Below are 21130 nucleotides of genomic sequence, written 5' to 3'. Positions count from 1 at the left end.
AGCTGGCTTGCCAGCGATGAGGCCCTCAAGCCAGCTCACAAAGCTCCGGTACATGCGGTCCCTGTGGGAGCTGGCTTGCCAGCGATGAGGCTCTCAAGCCAGCCCACAAAGCCTCGGTACACACGGTCCCTGTGGGAGCTGGCTTGCCAGCGATAGGGCCCTCGAAAGCAACCCGGGGCTAGGGCTTACCGCCCACCCATGATCGCGATGTAGTCCTGGGTCCAGCGGCTATACGGGACGAACTTGCCGCCCTCGGCCTGCGGGGTTTTCCAGAAGGCGATCTTGTCGAACTGGTCGAAGCCGTTGGTCTTGCAGCCTTCTGCTCCAAGCAGTTCGCTGCCGGTGCAGGCCGCCGGCACCGCCGGCAACGAACCGAACCACGCCGCCACATCGCCCTGGACCTTCGGCTGCAGCGACCAGTCCATCCACTTGTACGCACAGTTCGGATGCTTGGCCTCGACATGCAGCATGGTGGTGTCGGCCCAGCCGGTTGCGCCTTCCTTCGGAATCACCGACGCCACCGGCTGGTTGTCGGCCTTCAGGCCGTTGACCATGTAGCCCCAGGAGCTGGACGCGGCCACGCCTTCGTTCTTCACGTCGCTCATCTGCACCGTCGCGTCATGCCAGTAGCGGTGGATCAGCGGCTGTTGCTGGCGCAGCAGGTCGAGCACGGCCTTGTACTGTGCTTCGGTCAGCTCGTAGGGGTTGCTGATCCCCAGCTCCGGCTTGGCGGTCTTCAAGTACAGCGCCGCGTCGGCGATGTAGATCGGGCCGTCATACGCCTGCACCCGGCCCTTGTTCGGCTTGCCATCCGGCAGGTTCTGCGGCTCGAACACCACGCCCCAGCTGTCCGGCGCCTTGGGGAACACGTTGGTGTTGTACATCAGCACGTTCGGGCCCCACTGATACGGGGTGCCGTAGACCTGCTTGTTGACCACGTACCACGGGCCGTCCTGCAGGCGCGGGTCGATGTTCTTCCAGTTGGGGATCAGCGCCGTATTGATCGGTTGCACCCGCTTGCCGACGATCAGGCGCAGCGAGGCGTCGCCCGAGGCGGTAACCAGGTCGTAGCCGCCCTTGGCCATCAGGCTGACCATTTCATCGGACGTGGCGGCGGTCTTGACCGAGACCTTGCAGCCGGTTTCCTTTTCGAAGCCGGTGACCCAGTCGTAGGCCTTGTCGCTGTCGCCGCGCTCGATGTAGCCGGGCCAGGCGACGATATCCAGCTGGCCTTCGCCGGCACCCACGGCCTTCAGCGGTTCGGCGGCGTGCAGGCTGGCGCTGGCCAGCAGGGCGGTGCCCAGGGCACTGAGCAGGGCGGTCTTGTGCGCGAACATGGTGTTCCCTCTTGTTCAAATAGTTGTCGGGGCAGATTGGCAAACGGTGCAGCGATCCAGCGTTTTATTAGGTGATGCAAATCGGGTTCAGGCCAGGTGTTCGCCGTGGCGCGCCATGATGTGGCGGACCACGCTGTAGTCCTGCAGCGAGTCGCTGGACAGGTCCTTGCCATAGCCGGAGCGCTTGAGCCCGCCGTGGGGCATCTCGCTGACCAGCATGAAATGGCTGTTGATCCAGGTGCAGCCGTATTGCAGGCGGGCGGCGATCTGCATGGCCTTGTCCAGATCGCGGGTCCACACCGAGGAGGCCAGGCCGTATTCGGAGTCGTTGGCCCAGTCCACGGCCTGGGACAGCTCGTCGAAGCGGGTCACCGTGACCACCGGGCCAAACACCTCGCGCTGGACGATCTCGTCGCGCTGCTGGCAACCGGCCAGGAGGGTTGGCTGGTAATAGTAGCCGGCCCCCGAATGCACGGCGGCGCCGGTGACCCGTTCGATGTGCGGCTGGCTCAGGGCGCGCTCGACGAAGCTCGCCACGCGGTCGCGCTGGCGGGTGCTGATCAGCGGGCCGATCTCGTTGTCGGCATCGCGCTTGCTGGCGAAGCGCAGGCTGCTGACTGCCCAGCCGAGCTCGGCCACCAGCTTGTCGTGGATGCCGGCCTGGGCGTAGATGCGGCAGGCGGCGGTGCAGTCCTGGCCGGCGTTGTAGTAGCCCCAGGTGCGCACGCCCTCGACCACGGCCTTGAGGTCGGCATCGTTGCAGACGATCACCGGGGCCTTGCCGCCAAGTTCCAGGTGGGTGCGCTTGACGGTCCTGGAAGCGGCCTGAAGGATTTTCTGCCCGGTGACGATATCGCCGGTCAGCGAGACCATGCGCACCCGGGCGTGGCTGACCAGATGGCTGCCGACGCTTTCGCCGCCGCCGCAGACGATATTCAGCACGCCCGCCGGCAACAGCTCGGCAAGGGCAGGGGCCAGGGCCAGGATCGACAACGGGGTATGTTCGGACGGCTTGAATACCAAGGTGTTGCCGGCCGCCAGCGCCGGGGCGATCTTCCATGCCGCCATCATGATCGGGTAGTTCCACGGCGCGATGGAGGCCACCACGCCCAGCGGATCGCGGCGGACCATGCTGGTGTAGCCAGGTACGTACTCGCCGGCCAGTTGCCCGGTCTGGCAGCGCACCGCGCCGGCAAAGAAGCGGAATACGTCGATGGCCGCCGGCAGATCGTCCTGCCGCGCCAGGTGCAGCGGCTTGCCGCAGTTCAGGGCTTCCAGGCGGGCCAGTTCGTCGGCCTGGCGCTGCAAGGCATCGGCGATGTTCAGAAGGATATTCGAGCGCTGTTGCGGCGTAGTCCGCGACCAGCCGGCGAAGGCACGGTGCGCGGCCTGGATCGCGGTTTCCACCTGCTCGTTGCTGGCTTCGGCGATATGGGTCAGGACTTCGCCCGTGGCCGGGTTGAAGATCGGCTCGGCCAACCCCTCGCCGGCAACCAGTTCGCCGTCGATCAGCAATGCGGTGGAGAAGGTCGGGTGCGCGCCGGACATCGTGGAAGTTCTCTGTTGTTCTGTTTTTTTGAACTGTCGCCCTACGTGGGTGGGCGATATTTCTTACAGAGCCTAGAGCGGAGCGCGCAGGTCGACAAATGCTAAATATTGAAGGGGCCGTTCGATTAAATCGAAAGCTTGCGCCCCGAGCCGGGTTCGCGGGCCACGGTCAGGAATGGATCGACCAGCGCCGGCCGGGCCGTGCCACGGCGCCAGGCCAGGCCGATATCCAGGGTCTGGCTCAGGTCGGCCAGCGGCCGGGCCTCGATGATGTCGCCTTCCAGCGACCAGGGCCGGTAGGTCATGTCCGGCTGGATCGACACCCCTAGCCCCGCCGCCACCAGGCTACGCACCGCCTCGGTGGAGGCCGTGCGCAGGCTGATCTGCGCCTGCAGCCCCGCGCCGGACCACATGCGCCGGGCGTTCTGTTCCATTTCATCGACGTTGAGCTGGATCAGCGGCTCGTTGGCGACATCGGCAAGGCTGATGCTGTCGCGCTCCAGCAACGGATGCTGGGCCGGCAGCCACAGGCGGTGTGGCGAGTGGGTCAGCACCTCGGTCTGCAGCGCCAGACGGTCTTCGAGATTGGACAGGATCAGCACCCCCACATCGATCTCGCCGGCCACCAGCAAGTGCTCGATATAGGGCCGTTCGTCCTCGGTCACGCGGATTTCCACATTGGGGTAGGCGCGCTGGAAGCGGGTCAACAGGTCGGCCAGGTAGTAACCGGCAACCAGGCTGGTCACGCCGATGGTGAGCTGGCCGGCGACCTGGTCGGTGCTCTGTTGCAGGCTGCGCTTGGCGTTATCCACGGTAGCGAGGATCAGGTGCGCCTGGCGCAGGAACTGATGGCCCTGGTGGGTCAGGGTCATGCCCTTGGCGTGGCGGTTGAACAGGCTGACGCCGATCTCCTGCTCCAGTTGCTGGATGGCCAGGGTCAGGGTGGACTGGGAAATGAACACCGCCTGGGCAGCGGCGGAGATCGAACCGGTTTCCGCGACGGCGATGAAGTGGCGGATCTGGCGCAGGGTCATCATGGCGGTGTGCTTTATTGATTTTTATGAGTGGTCGCTAGTCTATATCTTTTTTTTCGATGGACAGAAGTGCAGAACGAATCCTGCAAGCAACTGCCCAACCGGCTATGGTGGGGGCTGGCTCCACCCATGACGGTCCACTGATGGGCCGATAAAAACAAAGAACACGGATATTCCCGATGCTTTTTCGCAACAACATCAACGCCCTGCGCGCGCTCGCCGTGATCGCCGTGGTGCTTTTCCATTTCCGTATTCCAGGCTTCGATGGCGGCTTTGTCGGCGTCGATGTGTTCTTCGTGATTTCCGGCTTCCTGATGACCGGAATCATCGTCGATGGCCTGCGCCGTGGCGGCTTCTTCCTGCTCGGTTTCTATGCGTCGCGGGCACGGCGGATAATCCCGGCACTGGCGGTGTTGTGCCTGGCGCTGATGCTGTTCGGCTTCGTCTACCTGCCGCTGGATGATTACCGCGAGCTGTTGCGCACGGCAAAGAACAGCCTGCTGTTCACCTCCAACCTGCATTTCGCCGAGGATGGCGACTACTTCTCCGCGCCGCTGCACGAGAACTGGCTGCTGCACACCTGGTCGCTGTCGGTGGAAATGCAGTTCTACCTGTTCTACCCACTGTTGTTGCCGCTGCTGTTCCGCTGGTTGGGTGAACGCGCAATGGCCTGGACGCTGGCGCTGCTGGGCGGCGTTTCGCTGGCCGCGTCGGTGCTGCTGACCGAGAGCCATCCGGTGGCGGCCTTCTACCTGCTGCCGACCCGGGCCTGGGAAATGATCCTTGGCGGGCTGGTGTTCATCTTTCCGCTGGGCCTCTCGCGGGTGGGGCGCGGCCTGCTCGAAGGCGCTGGCCTGGCGATGATCCTGATCGCGGTGCTGGCGTTTTCCGGCAGCGACCCCTGGCCGGGGCACCTGGCCCTGCTGCCTGCGCTGGGGGCGGCAATGGTGATCCAGGCCAACAGCAACTCGCTGTTCAGCCGGGTGGTGCCGCTGCAGTGGGTCGGGCGCATTTCCTACTCGGTGTACCTCTGGCACTGGCCGCTGGTGGTCTTCCTGTACATCTGCGGGCTGCTCCACAGCGCGCCCCACGTACTCGTCGCGCTGCTGCTCACCCTGGCCCTCGGCTACCTGTCGTATCGCTGGGTCGAATCCAGCGTGGGGAAAGTCCGTCGGCCTTCGCGGGCTTTGCTCAAGCACTGCGGTATGGCGTTGGTGCTGGTGGTGGTGGCTTCGGCCGGGGGCTCGCTGGTGAAGAAATACCCGGCGCTGCGTTTCGCCTTCGAAGAGCACGAGCGGCCGGTCTACGCCAGCACGTTGTACACCCGTGAGTGCTACCCGGATGCGGCGGACCGCGACGTGGTGGACTGCCGGCTGGGCGAAGGCGAAGTGCGGGTGATCCTGTTCGGCGACAGCCATGCCGAATCGACCGCCGCTGCGGTGCAGATCGTCAACCGTGAGGCCGCGCTGTCCTGGTCCCGTGGTGGCTGCCCGACCCTGATGGACTTCCAGATGCAGGACCGCGAGCTGGAAAGCAAATGCCACGCGTTCAACCAGCGCCGCTTCGAGCTGCTCAAGCATGAATACCCCGGGGTGCCGGTGGTGCTGCTCAGCCGTGCTGCGCTGTACTCCGACAACCGCCGGGAAAACCGCTTCCGCGTCTACTTCGACGGCCAGCGCCACCCGGATTCCGCCACCTTCGCCCGCCAATTCGATGCCGAATACGCCCGCACCGTCTGCACCCTGGCCGAGCAACGCCCGGTGTACATCGTGCGGCCGATTCCGGAAATGCCGTTCAGCGTCTACAAAGGGCTCAATCTGCAGGCGCGCATCCTGGGCAGCACATCGGATATCTCGGTGCCGCTGGAGGCCTATCACGAGCGCAACCGCCGGGCCAACGAAGCCATCGACTACGCAGCCGCCCGTTGCCAGGTGCAGGTGCTGGATCCGGCGCCGTGGCTATGCCCGGACGGAGCGTGCATGGGGTCGCTGCAGGGCAGGGCGTTGTACTTCGATGACAACCATCTGGTGGACTCGGGGAATCGGCAGTTGCAGGGGATGTTTCGTGGCTTTTTCTGATAGGGGGCGATGAAAAAGTGTTGCCTACGCGCTGAAAAGTTCATCGATTTCCGACTTTCTTGTAGGCAATTTCCCAAGCATACTCCCCGGCCCGCTTTTGGGTTGCGTGGGGTGAAAAGGGTGCCTAGTCTGCGTCGGTCGTTGTTAGCGCAATGACCGGATTTAGCAGTCCGACATCCTTCAGATTCGTCCCTTCAGCAACCATTTTCATGGCGGCTGTGCGCGTGGGCACCTCATGGTGCGCCGAGTGAACGGGACTCTGGAGGCTCGGTCTGCTAACCCGCGTACAGTCGCCACCCTTCGTTTAGCAGCGAATCGTGGATTTCGACCCTTCAAATCTCTGAGTCCGAAATCATGAAAAAACGCGTCCCCGATCCACCCTACGCCCTCCACACCAAACCGGGCCTCACCCGCGAAGAAGCCCTGCAGCACGCGCTGAACTACCTCGAAAAGGCCTTGGGCAATATATCCCTGCTGCCCGCTCCACCGATGGAGCACCATCTGGATATGCTCAACGATGCACTGATCGAGCTGAAGGTCAGCAAGGCGATGATGACGGTAGCGATGGCGGATTCGACCTTGAGTGTTCAGGTCTGATTGACTGGTGTGTATTTGATGGCCTCATCGCTGGCAAGCCAGCTCCCACAGGTTCTGTGTACGCCGCGAAACCTGTGGGAGCTGGCTTGCCAGCGATGAGGCCCTCAAGATCACCTCCAGAAACGATCGAGTCGATAGGGCTCGAGGTCCGGCAATCCCTCCACTCCCGACCCCATCAACCCGCCGATCATCTGCGCCGTCACCGCCGCCTGGGTCAGCCCCAGGTGCTGATGCCCGAACGCCAGCAGCACCCGTCCGTCACAGACCCGGTCGATCACCGGCAGCGAGTCCGGCAGGGATGGCCTGAAGCCCATCCACGGCGTGGCGTCGCGGGCGTCCAGTTCTTTTTTGAACAAGCCCCGGCTCAACCTCTGCAACTGCCAGGCCCGGTCCATGTTCGCCGGGCGCTCCAGCCCGGCGAATTCCACCGTGCCGGCCAGGCGCAGGCCTGCGGACATCGGCGTCATGATGAACTTGCGCTCCAGCGAGGTCACCGCGAACGGCAGGCGCCGGTGCTCATGGGGCAGCATCAGGTGATAGCCGCGCTCGGTATCCAGCGGCACGCGCTTGCCGGTCAGGGCATGGGTGAGCCGCGCCGAGTGCGCGCCGCAACTGACCAGCACCCGCGGGACGTTCAGCTCGCCCTGGTCGGTGGCGAGGCCGATGCTGTCCGCCTTCAACCGGGCACCCCGTACATCCCGTCGAATGAAGCGAACGCCTGCCGCCACGGCAGCCTCGTACAGCGCCATCACCGTGGCATGAGGATCAAGAAAATGCCCGGTGGCGGGGAAGAACAGCCCACCGCGCAGGTGCTCGCTCAACTGCGGTGCCGCCTGGCGAATGGTATCTGCCTGCCAGCGCTGCACCGGGACGTTTTGCCCCAGCATGCGCGCTTGCAGAGCGTCGACGGCCGCAGCGGATTGCGGTTTTTCGAAGACCAGCAGCGACCCATCTTCCTGCAGCATTTCAGCCTGGCCCAGTGAACCGAGCAGGCGCCGCCACGCCTCCAGGCTGGCTTCGTTCAGGGCACGGATGCCTGCAACGCTTCGGCGATATGGCGCCGGACGCAGGTTCAGCAGCAGGCGGACGAACCACGGCATGGCGCTGGGCAGGTACTTCCAGTCCAGGCGCAACGGCCCCATCGGGTCCATCAGCATGTTCGGCAAGCGCTTGAGGATCGACAGGTCGGCGATGGGAAACACCTGCTCGGTCGCCAGGTGCCCGGCATTGCCGAACGAGGCGCCCATGCCGGGCGCCTGGCGGTCGATCAGCACCACCCGCAGGCCTTGTCGCGCCAGTTGCAGGGCACAGGTGACGCCGACGATGCCGGCGCCGATCACAGCGATATCGAGCTCGCGCGAAGCACAGGTCGTGACCATGTTTCAGGCTTCTCGCTCGCCATCGAGCAGCCGCCGCAGATGCAGCGGGTTGCCGTGTTGCAGGGCCACCGGCAGCAGGCTGTCGGGGAAATCCTGGTAGCACACCGGGCGCAGGAAGCGCCGGATCGCCGCCGTGCCCACCGAGGTCGCGCGCGGGTCCGAGGTGGCCGGGAAGGGGCCGCCATGGACCATGGCGTCACAGACTTCCACCCCGGTCGGCCAGCCATTGACCAGCAGGCGCCCGGCCTTGCGCTCCAGCACCGGCAGCAGGGCGCGGGCCTGGTCGAGGTCGGCGTCGTCCAGGTGCAGGGTAGCGGTCAATTGGCCTTCCAGGTGTTCAGCGACCTCACGGATCTCCCGTTCATCTTCGCAGGTGACCACCAGCGACGCCGAACCGAAGACTTCCGCCTGCAGGCTCGGGTCGCCCAGGAAATCCCGGGCAGTGCTGACGAATAAATGGGCCTGGCACTGGTTGGGCCCTTCGGCAGGCGTGCCCGTGGCAGCGATATCGGCATGCGGATTGGCGCCCAGGGCCTCGATGCCACTGCGATAGGCGCTGTATATCCCTGGGGTGAGCATGGTTTGTGCCGGGCTCTGCCAGATGTGCTGCGCTGCGCTGGCGATGAAGTGGTCGAGGTCCGGCCCCTGGCGGGCAATGACCAGCCCGGGGTTGGTGCAGAACTGCCCAGCGCCCTGGGTCAGTGATGCGACGAAGCCTTGCGCGAGGGTTTCAGCATGGGCCTGAAGAGCTGCCGGAAAGAGGAACACCGGGTTGATCGAACTCATCTCGGCATACACCGGGATCGGTTCGTGCCGGGCCTGGGCGGCCTGGCACAGGGCGATGCCACCGCTGCGCGAGCCGGTGAAGCCCACGGCCTTGATTCGCTCGTCGCACACCAGGGCGATGCCCACTTCACGGCCGGAGCCGTAGAGCAGGGAAAACACCCCTTCCGGCAGGTTGCACACCTGCACCGCACGGGCCACGGCCTGGCCGACCAGTTCGCTGGTGCCCGGGTGGGCGCCGTGGGCCTTGACCACCACCGGGCAGCCGGCCGCCAGGGCCGAGGCGGTATCGCCACCGGCGACCGAGAAGGCCAGGGGGAAATTGCTCGCGCCGAACACCGCCACCGGGCCCAGCGGAACCTGGCGCTGGCGCAGATCGGCGCGGGGCAGTGGCTGGCGTTGGGGTTGGGCGCTGTCGACGCGCACATCGAGCCATTCCCCGGCACGCACGGTGCGGGCGAAGCTGCGCAACTGGCCGCAGGTACGGCCGCGTTCGCCCTGCAAACGGGCGCGGGGCAGGCCGCTCTCGGCCACGGCGCGGTCGATCAGAACATCGCCGAGTGCTTCGATCTGCGCGGCGATGGTTTCGAGAAAGGTCGCGCGGGCCTCCAGCGAGGTTTCGCGGAAACGGTCGAAGGCTGCCCAGGCCAGGGCGCAGGCCTGTTCCACCTGGGCGAGGGTGCCGCCCGGATACAGCGGATCCAGCAGCAGGTTGGTGGCCGGATCGATCGCGCGGATCGCTTCGCGGCTGCCGGTAACGGCCTGTTGGCCGATGAGCATCTTGCCTGTCAGGGTCATGGCGCCTCCTGGAAAAGGAATTCGGGGCCGGCGGCAGGCCGCCGGCCGGATAGCGGTGGGTCAGGCCAGGTTGTGCGTGCTCGACCAGTTGGCGAACCACTGGCGGAACAGGGTGTACTGGCTGTGCGCGTAGTTGCGCTGGGCGTCGCTGAGCACGTCGGTAGCGTTGAAGTGCAGGGTGTATTCCAGGTCGCCGTTGAGCACCATCAGGTACTTGTAATACAGCACCAGGTCGCAGCCTTCGTCGAAGGTGGACAGCACGTGCAGGGCTTCGGACAGCTCCAGCGCCCGGCTGCGCGCGACGGCATCGCCGCGGGCGGCACGCTTGCTCAGCTCGACCAGCAGCAGGACTTCGCGGGGCAGGGCGTTGCCGATCCCGGTGATTGCCCCGGTGGCCCCGCAGTTGACGAAGCCGTGCACCACCTGGGTATCGACGCCGGCCATCAGCACCACCTGGTCATCCTGGGAGGTGATGTGCTCGGCGGCGTAGCGCATGTCGGCGGCGCCGCCGAATTCCTTGAAACCGATCAGGCCGGGATATTTGCGGCGCAGCTTGAAGAACAGCTCGGCGCGCGTGGCGAAGCCGTAGTAGGGGCTGTTGTAGATCACGGCCGGCAGGTTCGGTGCGGCTTCGAGGATGGCCCCAAAGTGGGCTTCCTGGGCCACCGGCGAGGCACCGCGGGACAGCACGCGGGGAATGACCATCAGGCCATGGGCACCGACCCTGGCGGCGTGGGCGGCATGGGAAACCGCTTCGCGGGTGTTGACCGCGCCGGTGCCGACGATGGTCGGCACCCCGGCCGCGACCAGGCGGGCCACGCCTTCCTGGCGCTCGGCCTCGGTCAGCAGCGGCCAGTCGCCCATGGAGCCGCAATACACCACGGCGCTCATGCCGATCTCGATCAGCTCCTTGCCCTTGCGCACCAGGGCATCGAAGTCGGGTTTGCGCTCTGCGGTGCATGGGGTCATCAGGGCCGGGATGGTGCCGGTGAAGATGTTGCTGGTCATGGTGGTGGTCCTTTGGATTGTTCAGTCAGGTGGTGGGCAAGCCAGCGCGCCGCGAACCCTGTGGGAGCTGGCTTGCCAGCGATTGCGATCGAATGGGCGACTCAAATGCCCCAGGCAAACGCATCCGCGTCATCGATCAGCAAGGTGCTGTCGGCGGTCATGAAGGCCTGCCCGGTGATGAACGGGCGAATCCTCTCGCCGTCCCGCTCGTAGCGGGCTTCGAAGCGGCTGCCGGTGATGCTTGCCTGGACCCAGGTCTGCCCGGGCTCCAGCGTGCCGTCGGCGGCCAGGCAGGCCAGCTTGGCGCTGGTGCCGGTGCCACAGGGCGAGCGGTCGTAGGCCTTGCCCGGGCACATGACGAAGTTGCGGCTGTCGGCCGTGGCGTCGTCGGCGAACAGTTCGATATGGTCGATCAGCGCGCCGCCTTCGCCGGTGATGCCTTGCGCTTCGAGGGCCCGGAGCATCTTCCAGGTGAGGTCGGTGAGGTGCTCCACGTTGTCCAGGCGCAGGTCCTGGCCATGTTCGCTGACCAGGAAGAACCAGTTGCCACCCCAGGCGATATCGCCAAGGAAGTTGCCATGGCCTGGCACCGACACCTCGACCTGCCGGCGATAGCGGTACGACGGCACGTTGCCCACGGTGACCCGGCCATCCTCGTGCAGGGTGGCGCTGACGGTGCCGACCGGCGTATCGATCCGGTGCTCGCCGGGCTGGATCAGGCCGAGGTGCTGCAGCGAGTTGACCAGGCCGATGGTGCCGTGGCCGCACATGCCCAGGTAGCCGGCGTTGTTGAAGAAGATCACGCCACAGGTGGCATCCGCCGAGACCGGCGCGCAATGCAGCGCTCCGACCAGCACATCGTTGCCGCGCGGTTCCAGCAGGCACGCGCGGCGCCATTGGTCGTGCTGTTCACGCAGGGTGTCGCGCTTTTGCGCCATGGTCTCCCCGGCGATCTCCGGGAAGCCTTCCAGTACCAGGCGCGTCGGTTCGCCGCCGGTATGGGAGTCGATCACGTGGATGCGTTTCATGAAGCTGTCCCCTTCATTGGATGGTTCGGTTCAGGACACCCGTGGGCTGACCACGAGTGGTGCATGTGGGCGCTCGTTCTCGGCTTCGCTTTCGTGGTCTTCGGCATCCACCTGCACCAGGTGCGCCGGAACGCCGGTCGCCGCGCCCCAGTAGTAGATGCCCAGGGCGCTGAGGGCGACGGCCAGGGTGTCGAACGGATGGCCGATGGCCCCGATGCCGCCGAAGCTGCCCAGCCAGGACAGCAGGATGGTCGCGGCGTAGAAGCCGATCAGCCAGGCCGAGGAACGCACCTGCTGGGCGATGCTCAGGTGCATGGTGGGTACGAAGCGACCGCACAGCAGGTAGATGACGAACATCAGGATCTGCAGGCTGAGCAGCCAGGACACGGTCTTCCAGCCGGACCAGTAGACGATCAGCGCGGCGATGATGAATGACAGCGGACCGAGCAGCGCCATGTGCCTGACCTTGAACGGACGCACCAGCTCGGGGGCGTTGCGACGCAGGGCGGCGACGGTCACCGGGGCCACGGCGTAGCTGAGGATCAGCGCGGCGGACACCACGTTGATCAGCGCCTCCCAGGACGGGAACGGCAGGGTCCAGAACACCGACAGGCCGAAGGTCAGCCAAAGCGCCGGGCGCGGGATGCCGGATTTCTCGTCGATGCGGGTGAAGATGCTGAAGAAGGTGCCGGTCCGGGCCCAGCCATAGACCACCCGTGGGGTGGCGTTCATGTAGATGTTGCCGCAGCCGCTGGGGGAGATCACCGCATCGGCCACCACCAGCCAGGCCAGCCAGCCGACACCAAGGGCGATGGCGATATCGCGATAGGGCAGGGCCAGCTCCCGGGTCACGCCCGCCCAGCCGTTGGCCAGCATGTCGCTTGGCACGCCGCCGAGAAAGGCGATCTGCAACAGGGCGTAGATGGCGGTGGACAGCAGCACCGAAAGGATCAGGGCGATGGGGATGGTGCGTTGCGGGTTCTTCACTTCCGAGGCCACCGAGATGATCGGGGTCAGGCCCAGGTAGGCGAAGATGATTCCGCCGGCAGACACCGCCATTTCCACGCCCGACAGGCCGAACGGGGCGAAGCCGTGGGAGGTGAAGTTGTCGGGTTTGAAGAAGGTGAACAGCACGCCGATCACCAGCAGCGGCACGATGAACTTGAAGATGCTCACCAGGTTGTTGGACTTGGCGAAGGTCTTCACGCTGTTGTAGTTCAGCACGAAGAACAGGCACAGCAGGCTGAACTGCACCAGCCAGCCGAGCAGGGTCGGGTCGCTGGAACCGCTCTTGGTCAATTCCGGGAACCAGGCGGCGGCGTACTGGCGTGCGGCGACCACCTCGATGGCGACCAGGCTGGAAAAGGCGATCAGGGTGATGAAGCCCATCAGGTAGCCAAGCAGCGGACCGTGGGAATACACCGGGTAACGCACCACGCCACCGGCCCGGGGCAATGCCGCGCCCAGCTCGCAGTAGACGATGCCCAGCAGCAGCACGGCGAAGCCGCCGAGCAGCCAGGAAAAGATCCCGGCGGGGCCGGCGATGGCGGATACATGGCTTGCTGCGAACAGCCAGCCGGAGCCGAATATCGCGCCCAGCCCGATAAAGGTGAGGTCTATCAACGACAATTGTTTCTTGAACTTGCCTGACATGGCGTTGCCTTCTTGTGGGTTATTGGATAGGCAGGGTGGATGTCACTGTTAAAACATGTTCGCGAGTTCTGGAGCGTTGTTCTCCGATACTTCCACTTCAATTGGCCGGCCTAATCGCCCGCCCCTGAAAGTGCTATTGCCGATAAGCCGCCAGTGCACTTCGACGACCCGGGCAATGCCCATACAGTGAACCCATCGAGGCCCTTGGCGCTTGATGTTTTTCTCCACTGGAAATGACGAAATCGGCATAGTTAGGAAATTTCGACAACATTCTTGGGAAATTTCTGAAGCCTTGCAGGCCGCGCCCCGTCAGGTTTGGCGCGCTGCTCGACAGCCATGCCCGGCTGCGGCAAGCTGGCGTCCGGCTTGAAGTACGAGCGGATTTTTACCAGTCGGTCAGGAACCGGAGGCACCCTCACGTGAACCCCAATGCATTTGCCATCCTGTTCCAGGGCAACGATCACTATCGACCCATTACTATCGAGGAGTTGTTATCCGGGCTGGCCTGCCTGCTGCCGCTGTTCGACGCCATTCCCAATGCGACGATATTCATCAAGGATGTACAGGCGCGTTATTTGCTGGCCAATGCTGCGCTGGTTCAGCGTTGTGGCCTGAAAAGTTTGAAACCGTTGCTGGGCAAGACCAGTGCCGAAGTTTTTCCGGCGCAATTCGGGCCGGGTTATACCGAGCAGGATCGGCGCGTTCTGCAGGAAGGGCGGGTACTGGAAGATCAGCTGGAACTGCACCTGTATGGCTCGCGCGAGCCGGGCTGGTGCCTGACCCACAAGCGGCCGCTGTTCAACCGCGAGGGGCAGATCATCGGCCTGGCCGGCGTATCGGTAGACCTGCAATCTGCCAGTTCCGCGCACCCGGGCTACGAGCGCCTGGGGGCCGTGGACGAATACATCCGCACCCATTTCCATCGCCCGGTGACCTTGAACGAACTGACCCGGATCGCCGGGATTTCCGTGGCGCAACTGGAGCGCTACTGCAAGCGCGTGTTCCACCTCACGCCGCGGCAGATGATCCACAAGGTACGCCTGGAGCATGCGCACCGCTTGTTGTCGACGGGGCTGCCGATCACCGAGGTGGCCTTGCAGTGCGGGTACACCGACCACAGCGCGTTCACCCGGCAGTTCAAGCAGTTGACCGGGTTTACGCCGAAGCAGTATCGGCGGGCGATGGGGTTGGGGGATTGAGGCCGCTACGGCCACTTGTGGCTTTTACCGGCCTCATCGCTGGCAAGCCAGCTCCCACAAGACCTGTGGGAGCTGGCTTGCCAGCGATGAGGCCATCAGCGACACCGACACTTCACGACCTCGGCTGCAACATCGGATCCTCCGGATTGATCGCCCTTAACGCCTCGACCAGCCCGTTGGCCTTGTCCACCTCGCCCGCCTGTTGCAGGTAATGCATCAGCGCCAGCCGTACATCGCGGTTGTACGGCTGCTGCTCCAGGCTCTTCGACAATTGCGCCATGGCCGCGCCACGTTGGCCCTGGTCATGCAGCGCCACTGCCAGCACATAGCCGAAGCCGGTGTTGCCGGGCTCCAGTTCTGCGGCCTTGCGCAGGGCCTTCAGCGCTTCGTCCCGTTGCCCGGCACGCACCAGCGCCAGGCCCTTGGCGTGCTGCAACAGCGCCGATTCGGGATGCCGCGCCAGCCCGTCGTCCAGCAACTGCCGCGCCTGCGCCTGCTGTCCCTGGCCATCAAGCCATTGCACCAGCGCCACCCGCGCCGGATCGAAGCCTTCGTCGCGCACCAGCGCCGCGCGAAGATGGGGCTCGACCTGGTCGAGCCGCCCGGTGGCGCGATAGAGCATCGCCAGGTTGAGATTGGCCTCGGCCCGTTCCAGCAGGCTCAGTTGGACCTGCTCGTATTCACCCAGCGCCTTGTCGAAATCAGCGCCCGATACCGCCTGGCGCGCCGGTAACAGGGCGTAGGCGGTCGCAGTGCGGACCGCGCGGATCGGGTCCTTGAGCAGCGGCGCCAGTGGCTGCACCCGCTGTTCGCCAGGCAGCAGTGCAGCCAGGGCTTCCACGGCAGCAAGCCGCACTTGCGGTCCGTCGTTGCGCAGGTCCCTTGAGGCCAGTTCGAGGGCGCGCTGGCTGGGATAGTTGGGCAGCTCGGCCAGCAGGGTGGCCCGGCGAATCGCTGGCAGGTCATTGCGTTGCAGTTGTTCGAACAGCGCCGCTGCCGCGCCCGGCTTGCCGCTGCGCAAGGCATCGAGGCTCTGGGCGTAGCGCTGGGTCGGGCTGTCACCGAGCAGCGCCCGGGCCTGCGGCGGAATGCTGAAACCATGGTCATGCCGCCAGTCGTTGACCATGTAGAACTTGCCCGGCATATGGCAATCCACGCACTGCGAACCCGAAAGCCCCGGCACCTGCTGGTAATGCTCGGGTGACTGATAGTCCCTGGCCTTGAGGCCGCTGCCATCGACCCCGGCCACGCTGGTCTTGCCCGCCGGGTTGTGGCATTGCAGGCAGACCCCGTTGCCCTCGGCCCGCAGCCGTGTGCTGTGGGGCTCATGGCAGTTGCTGCAACGCACGCCCTTGGCGAACATCTTGCTCTGGGTAAAGGAGCCGTATTCGAACACCTCGTCCTTGATCGTGCCGTCGAGTTCATACAGCTCGCGGGTCAGGCGGCTGGGCAGGAAGTCGTCCATCAGCCGGTGCGTATCGACGAAACCATCGCCCAGCGGCGCCCGGCGCGCATGGCAGCGGGCGCAGGTTTCCACTTCCTTGAGGTTGTTGCCGCCCAGCAGGCTTTGCTGGAAGCCGGCGTGGTCGAGCGGGGTCTTTTTCGTCGCCCATTCGAGGTGATCCGAGGCCGGGCCATGGCAGGCTTGGCAACCTACACCAAGGCTCTGCCACTGGCTGGAGAAACTGTTTGCGGCGGCGCTGAAATTACGCTTGAAACCGGTGGTATGGCACTCCACGCACATGAAGTTGGCGTTCTGCTGCGGCTTGCTCCAGTGCAGCGGGTTCCTGAAGTCCACGCCCTGGCCCGGGTACAGGTGGAACCACGTGTTCTGCCGGGTATCCCAGGCGACACCCAGCGCCTGCAAGTGCCCGGCGCCCGTGTCGATCAGGTACTGCTGCAAGGGTTCGATGCCGAAGGCATAGGCCACCGGGAAGTCCTTCGGTTTGCCGTCGCTACCCGGCGTGTTGACCCAGAAACCGCCGTCGCGCTTGAAGAAACGGGTCGTCTCGCGGTCGCTCTTGAAGGTGACATCGGCAAAGTTGCCGAGCACGCTGGCGTCGTCCGCCACCTGCATCGCCAGTTGGTGGTGGGAGCCTTTCCAGTGCTCGACTTGCTGGCTGTGGCAGCCCTGGCACTGGTTTTCGTCCACCAAATGCGGCGCCGGGCGTACGGGCTTGGCGTCGGCGACCGGCGCCGCGCGTGGCGTGGTCACCGGCAACGGCGCCGGCCCTCGGTCCAGGGCGAACCAGACGCCCGCGACAACCAGCAACAACAACCCAGCCAGGACCGGCCAGAGCGCACTGCGGTGGCGCGCAGGGGAGACCACATCAGGCTTTTTCGACATGCGGATTTCCGTATCTTTTTTCTAATGGGGCCTGCGCGGCGCTCAGGGTTGCAGGCCCAGGAACCAGCGATAGTACGGATTTCCGGCGTCTTCCCGAAGCACTTCCGGCACTTGCCGGGCCCAACGTTCGCGCTGGCCGCGGTAAGCGGTCAGGCCCACTTCGTAGAACCGCAGCAGGCGCCGGCGTTGATCAGCGATCTGCAGTTTCAGCAGGCTGTCGGCGTTTTCCAGCGGTACCGGCGTGGCCAGGGCCAGCAGGCCCGGCAAGACCCGGACGATCTCGTCGCTGCGCACCCAGGGCGCGTATTCGATGCGCGGCTGGTCGTCGGTCACTGCGGCGGCGTCGCCGGCGAAACGCTCCAGGCCGTGGCGGTCGGTAACCCAGGTGGCCAGCAGGGCGGCCGGCGAATCGACGCCGACGGCGGCGAGGGTGTCGCGTACTTCGGGTTGCCGCAGGCGCTCGGCAATGCGCGCGGCATCCAATTTCAGCGGTTGCAACGAACCCACCAGCAGCATCTCGTGGAACTCGCTGGTCCACAGCGATGCATGGGGGAATACATCGAGGAAGCTGCGCACCAGGGCGCGGCTGTCGTCTTCGTTCTGGGTCGGCAGCGGCAGCCATTGGGCAACGATGCCGTGTTCGTTCAGGCGCGCGGCGGCGAGCTGGTAGAAGTCGCGCGAATACAGGTTGACCACGCCGGCCGCAGAGGGCGGTGGCGGCTCCAGGGTGATCAGGTCGTAGGCCTGCGGGCTGACCAGCAGCTCGCGGCGTCCGTCGCGCAGACGCAGGTCGAGACGCGGGTCTTCGGTTGCCTGGTAATTGCCCTGGAACAGTGGCGCAGCCTTGACTACCGCTGGCAGCAGCTCGGCGACCACCCGCCGTTCCAGCCCCGGGTAGCGCAACAGGGCGCCGGCGGTAATGCCGGTGCCCAGGCCGATCACCAGCGCCGAACGCGGCTCGCCGTTGTGGATCAGCAGCGGCAGCAAGGCTTGCAGGCGCATGTAGCGCAGCGACGGCATGGCATCGCCGGTGTTGGAGACGCCCTGGATATACAGGCGGCGGAAGCTGCCCTGGCGCTTCTGCTGTTCGACCACGGCGACGGTGCCGCCGCGTCCTTCCTCGTAGAACACCAGGGTGCCGTTGCGCGCACCGGGCAGCAGTTCCGCGAGGCGCTGGGGCGGGGTCAGCACGGCCAGGACGAGGCTGGCCAGCGCAATGACCGGCACCGCTGCACGCATCTTGCGCGCCGTGCCCTGGCTGGCAAGCACTGCGATCAGCGCCACCAGCCCGGCCAGCACCCCGAGCAGGCCGAGGCTGCGTACCAGGCCGAATTGCGGCACCAGCACGAAGCCCGCCAGGGTCACGCCGATGATTCCGCCGAGGGTATTGAGCGCCACCACCGAGCCGACATCACGGCCCACATGCCCGCGTTCGCTGGCCAGGTGCAAGGCCAGGGGAAAGGCGGCGCCCAGCAGGGTGGTGGGCAGCAGCACGATGCTCAGCGCGGCGACCGCAAAGCGCGCGCTCATCCCGCCCAGGGCGCTGCCGCCCAGTGCCAGCACCGCCGCTTCGGCCTGGGTCTGCAGGGCGATCAGCCAGCGCCCGAGACCGGCGATCTCCAGCAGCGCGATCAGGCCGGCAGCGGCGATCAGCAGGGCGAAGCAGGCCCAGGGATCGCGCAGCCGGTGCACCCGCCGGGCGATCAGGGCGCTGCCGAGCATCAGCCCGGCCAGGTAGCTGGAAAGCACCACGGCAAAGGCGAAGGCGCGAGTACTCATGAAGGGCACGATGGCTTGCGACCAGATCACCTCGTAGCCCAGTGCGACGCCGCCGGCCACGGCATACAACGCCAGGGCCAGGCGCGAGCCGCGACTGCGCAGGGCCTGGTTGGTTTCTTCGTTGACCGCCGCGCTGCCGGTATCGCGCAGCCACCACAGGGCACCGGCGGCGGCCAGCAGGTTGCACAGTGCGGCAGCCTTGGCACTGGCGAGCACGCCAAGCTGGGGCAGCAGGAAAAAGGCGGCGAGCAGGGTGCCGAGGATGGCGCCTGCGGTATTGGCCGCGTACAGCTGGCCGCCGGCACGCCCCACCGCGTTGGTGTCGTTGGTCAGGGCACGGACCAGCACCGGCAGGGTGCCGCCCATGAGAAAGGCGGGGATGCCCACCAGGGCGAACGGCAGCAACCAGGCGAGGGGGCCGACCAGGTTCTGCAGGCGGGCGAAAGGCCCGGCGCTGGCACCGAGGGCCAGGGTCGCGGCCACGCCGAGCACGGCGACCGCCAGTTCCAGCAGCGCGTACAGGCGCACCGGGCGTTGCAGCCGGTCGGCATGCCGGCCCAGCCACCATCCCCCCAGCGCCAGGCCGGCGAAGAATGCGCTGATCCCGGCGCTGATGGCTTGCACCTCGACGCCCACCACCAGGGACAGCTGCTTGATCCACAGGACCTGGTAGATCAGCCCCGCAGCGCCGGACACCACCAGCAGGGTCGAGGCCAGGGGCAGGGCGGTGCGGGTGGCGCGGGTGAGACGGGCGGTACGGGCTGTCGACATCAGGGCCTCAACATCCTTGTTTCAATTCTGTATCGAGGGTGCTGTTGATGGCCTAATCGCTGGCAAGCCAGCTCCCACAGGTTGTGCAAAATCCTGTGGGAGCTGGCTTGCCAGCGATAGGGCCATCAGCCACGACACACCTCTGTCACTTGGCCTGCTGCTTCATCTTCTCTGCAATCTTCGCATCCACCTGTTTCCTCACCTGGTCGATGCTGAAGCTGGCCGGGTGCTGGCTAGGTGGGTACTCGATGAAGGTTTCCAGGAACTGGCTGGCCTTCAGGGTAGCGATGGCCGTGAGGTAGGAGTTCTTCACCAGCCAGTCGTTGTACTGGTCGGAGACGATGTCCGCGCGCTCGTACGGGTCCATCCTCAGGTTGAAGACCTTCGGCACCCGCAGGCATACCATCGGGTCCTGCCAGACCTGGAAACCACCCGGCTGGCGTTGCTCGCAGAACACCGCCTTCCAGTTGCCCCAGCGCATGGCCACCAGGTCGCCATCGTCGTTGAAGTAGAAGAACTCGTCCCGCGCGCCCTTGGGCTGCTGGCCGGTCAGGTAGGGCAACTGGTTGTAGCCGTCGAGGTGAACCTTGAAGCTCTTGCCACCGGACGCCGGGGTCCAGCCCTTGAGCAGGTTTTCCTTGACGTCCGGCACGCCGGCGGCGGCCAGCAGGGTCGGGAACCAGTCGAGGCCGGAGAACATCTCGTTGGACACCGAGCCTTCCTTGATCTTGCCCGGCCAGCGGATCATCGCCGGCACGCGGAAGGCGCCTTCCCAGTTGGAGTCCTTCTCGCTGCGGAACGGCGTGGTTGCCGCGTCCGGCCAGGAGAACTGGTTCGGCCCGTTGTCGGTGGTGTAGACGACGATGGTGTTGTCGGCGATCTTCAGGTCATCGAGGGTCTTGAGCAGCTTGCCGACATCGCCGTCATGCTCGAGCATGCCGTCGGCATACTCGTTGCCGGGCATGCCGCTCTGGCCCTTCATCGAGTCGCGCACGTGGGTATAGACGTGCATGCGCGTGGTGTTCATCCAGACGAAGAACGGCTTGCCGGCCTCCACCTGCTTCTTGATGAACTCCTGGGCACCGGCGGTGGTTTCGTCGTCGATGGTTTCCATGCGCTTGGTGGTCAGCGCACCGGTGTCCTCGATCTTGCCGTCGGCGAAGGAATGCACCACGCCGCGAGGGCTGAAGTTCTTCACGTAGGGGTCGTTCGGGTCCTGTGGCCAATACGGGCGTTCCGGCTCTTCCTCGGCATTGAGGTGGTACAGGTTGCCGAAGAACTCGTCGAAGCCGTGCCTGGTCGGCAGGTACTCATCCTTGTCGCCCAGGTGGTTCTTGCCGAACTGGCCGGTGGCGTAGCCCTGGCCCTTGAGTGCCTGGGCGATGGTGATGTCGCGGTCCTGCAGGCCCACCGAGGCGCCCGGCGCGCCGACCTTGGTCAGGCCGGTGCGCAAGGGCGTCTGCCCGGTGATGAAGCTGGAACGCCCGGCGGTGCAACTGTTCTCCGCGTAGTAATCGGTGAACAGCATGCCTTCCTTGGCGATGCGGTCGATGTTCGGCGTCTGGTAGCCGACCACCCCCATGGAATAGGCGCTGATATTGGTCTGGCCGATATCGTCGCCGAAGATCACCAGGATATTGGGTTTGTCCGCTGCATTCGCGCCAGTGCTGGCCAATGCCGCCAGCAACGCGAGTTTCGGTCCCCATCTGCGTAAGCGTGTCATTCGATCTACCTCCATTTCGTCGTTCAGGCCGGGTTGTCGCCGGCCCATGAATGCCGCAGTACTGCGTG

The 21130-nt window shown here is 65.4% G+C and carries 14 protein-coding genes; 3 read left to right on the top strand and 11 right to left on the bottom strand.

Going from position 1 to position 21130, the window contains the following annotated elements; translation table 11 throughout:
* Positions 1-185: 185 nt before the first annotated feature.
* The 3 genes from ydcS to N7650_RS03285 all read right to left on the bottom strand — a co-directional run bounded on the left by ydcS (position 186) and on the right by N7650_RS03285 (position 3922).
* Positions 186-1337, bottom strand: a complete 1152-nt coding sequence (gene ydcS / locus N7650_RS03295; RefSeq protein WP_009403630.1) for a putative ABC transporter substrate-binding protein YdcS — start codon at positions 1335-1337, stop codon at positions 186-188.
* An 87-nt stretch (positions 1338-1424) separates the two neighbouring features.
* Complete coding sequence (locus tag N7650_RS03290) at positions 1425-2885, bottom strand: gamma-aminobutyraldehyde dehydrogenase (RefSeq protein ID WP_009403632.1); 1461 nt, start codon at positions 2883-2885, stop codon at positions 1425-1427.
* 125 nt (positions 2886-3010) lie between these two features.
* Positions 3011-3922: a LysR family transcriptional regulator gene (locus N7650_RS03285; protein ID WP_009403633.1), complete on the bottom strand. Its 912-nt coding sequence runs from the start codon at positions 3920-3922 to the stop codon at positions 3011-3013.
* A gap of 176 nt (positions 3923-4098) precedes the next feature.
* Here N7650_RS03285 and N7650_RS03280 point away from each other — a divergent pair, with 176 nt between their 5' ends.
* Together N7650_RS03280 and N7650_RS03275 are read left to right on the top strand one after the other, a co-directional pair.
* Entirely contained in the window at positions 4099-5997 is a 1899-nt protein-coding gene (locus N7650_RS03280) for an acyltransferase family protein (RefSeq protein ID WP_279897104.1), read from the top strand.
* 354 nt (positions 5998-6351) lie between these two features.
* On the top strand, positions 6352-6594 hold the full coding sequence (locus N7650_RS03275) for a hypothetical protein (protein WP_279897103.1): 243 nt from the start codon (positions 6352-6354) through the stop codon (positions 6592-6594).
* A gap of 110 nt (positions 6595-6704) precedes the next feature.
* Here the strand turns inward: N7650_RS03275 and N7650_RS03270 are convergent, their stop codons facing one another.
* The 5 genes from N7650_RS03270 to N7650_RS03250 all read right to left on the bottom strand — a co-directional run bounded on the left by N7650_RS03270 (position 6705) and on the right by N7650_RS03250 (position 13243).
* Positions 6705-7973: an FAD-dependent oxidoreductase gene (locus tag N7650_RS03270; protein WP_279897102.1), complete on the bottom strand. Its 1269-nt coding sequence runs from the start codon at positions 7971-7973 to the stop codon at positions 6705-6707.
* 3 nt (positions 7974-7976) lie between these two features.
* Positions 7977-9554 (bottom strand): aldehyde dehydrogenase (NADP(+)), encoded by a 1578-nt coding sequence (locus N7650_RS03265; RefSeq protein ID WP_279897101.1) that lies wholly within the window; start codon positions 9552-9554, stop codon positions 7977-7979.
* A 60-nt stretch (positions 9555-9614) separates the two neighbouring features.
* Positions 9615-10562, bottom strand: coding sequence for a dihydrodipicolinate synthase family protein (locus tag N7650_RS03260; RefSeq protein ID WP_279897100.1), 948 nt, complete (start codon positions 10560-10562; stop codon positions 9615-9617).
* Positions 10563-10663: 101 nt separating this feature from the next.
* Positions 10664-11590: a 4-hydroxyproline epimerase gene (locus tag N7650_RS03255; protein ID WP_279897099.1), complete on the bottom strand. Its 927-nt coding sequence runs from the start codon at positions 11588-11590 to the stop codon at positions 10664-10666.
* 30 nt (positions 11591-11620) lie between these two features.
* On the bottom strand, positions 11621-13243 hold the full coding sequence (locus N7650_RS03250) for an APC family permease (protein WP_009403641.1): 1623 nt from the start codon (positions 13241-13243) through the stop codon (positions 11621-11623).
* A 419-nt stretch (positions 13244-13662) separates the two neighbouring features.
* On the opposite strand from N7650_RS03250, the gene N7650_RS03245 reads away from it, so the two are divergent.
* A complete protein-coding gene (locus N7650_RS03245) occupies positions 13663-14442 on the top strand; it encodes an AraC family transcriptional regulator (protein ID WP_279897098.1) in 780 nt (259 codons plus the stop codon).
* A 112-nt stretch (positions 14443-14554) separates the two neighbouring features.
* On the opposite strand, the gene N7650_RS03240 is transcribed toward N7650_RS03245, so the two are convergent.
* The 3 genes from N7650_RS03240 to N7650_RS03230 all read right to left on the bottom strand — a co-directional run bounded on the left by N7650_RS03240 (position 14555) and on the right by N7650_RS03230 (position 21062).
* A complete protein-coding gene (locus N7650_RS03240) occupies positions 14555-16789 on the bottom strand; it encodes a tetratricopeptide repeat protein (RefSeq protein ID WP_279897097.1) in 2235 nt (744 codons plus the stop codon).
* 42 nt (positions 16790-16831) lie between these two features.
* Positions 16832-19339: a fused MFS/spermidine synthase gene (locus N7650_RS03235; RefSeq protein WP_279897096.1), complete on the bottom strand. Its 2508-nt coding sequence runs from the start codon at positions 19337-19339 to the stop codon at positions 16832-16834.
* 145 nt (positions 19340-19484) lie between these two features.
* Positions 19485-21062, bottom strand: coding sequence for an arylsulfatase (locus N7650_RS03230; RefSeq protein ID WP_279897095.1), 1578 nt, complete (start codon positions 21060-21062; stop codon positions 19485-19487).
* Positions 21063-21130 lie beyond the last annotated feature (68 nt).

The organism is Pseudomonas sp. GD04058, assembly GCF_029836855.1.
Lineage (GTDB): Bacteria > Pseudomonadota > Gammaproteobacteria > Pseudomonadales > Pseudomonadaceae > Aquipseudomonas > Aquipseudomonas bharatica.
This window is presented reverse-complemented; position numbering and strand designations above follow the sequence as displayed.

Excerpts from the sequence above, each read along its gene's own strand:
- N7650_RS03270 (WP_279897102.1), bottom strand. The coding sequence starts at position 7,973 with ATGGTCACGACCTGTGCTTCGCGCGAGCTCGATATCGCTGTGATCGGC.
- ydcS (WP_009403630.1), bottom strand. The coding sequence starts at position 1,337 with ATGTTCGCGCACAAGACCGCCCTGCTCAGTGCCCTGGGCACCGCCCTG.
- N7650_RS03255 (WP_279897099.1), bottom strand. The coding sequence starts at position 11,590 with ATGAAACGCATCCACGTGATCGACTCCCATACCGGCGGCGAACCGACG.
- N7650_RS03265 (WP_279897101.1), bottom strand. The coding sequence starts at position 9,554 with ATGACCCTGACAGGCAAGATGCTCATCGGCCAACAGGCCGTTACCGGC.
- N7650_RS03260 (WP_279897100.1), bottom strand. The coding sequence starts at position 10,562 with ATGACCAGCAACATCTTCACCGGCACCATCCCGGCCCTGATGACCCCA.
- N7650_RS03240 (WP_279897097.1), bottom strand. The coding sequence starts at position 16,789 with ATGTCGAAAAAGCCTGATGTGGTCTCCCCTGCGCGCCACCGCAGTGCG.
- N7650_RS03250 (WP_009403641.1), bottom strand. The coding sequence starts at position 13,243 with ATGTCAGGCAAGTTCAAGAAACAATTGTCGTTGATAGACCTCACCTTT.
- N7650_RS03235 (WP_279897096.1), bottom strand. The coding sequence starts at position 19,339 with ATGTCGACAGCCCGTACCGCCCGTCTCACCCGCGCCACCCGCACCGCC.
- N7650_RS03275 (WP_279897103.1), top strand. The coding sequence starts at position 6,352 with ATGAAAAAACGCGTCCCCGATCCACCCTACGCCCTCCACACCAAACCG.
- N7650_RS03230 (WP_279897095.1), bottom strand. The coding sequence starts at position 21,062 with ATGACACGCTTACGCAGATGGGGACCGAAACTCGCGTTGCTGGCGGCA.
- N7650_RS03290 (WP_009403632.1), bottom strand. The coding sequence starts at position 2,885 with ATGTCCGGCGCGCACCCGACCTTCTCCACCGCATTGCTGATCGACGGC.
- N7650_RS03285 (WP_009403633.1), bottom strand. The coding sequence starts at position 3,922 with ATGATGACCCTGCGCCAGATCCGCCACTTCATCGCCGTCGCGGAAACC.
- N7650_RS03280 (WP_279897104.1), top strand. The coding sequence starts at position 4,099 with ATGCTTTTTCGCAACAACATCAACGCCCTGCGCGCGCTCGCCGTGATC.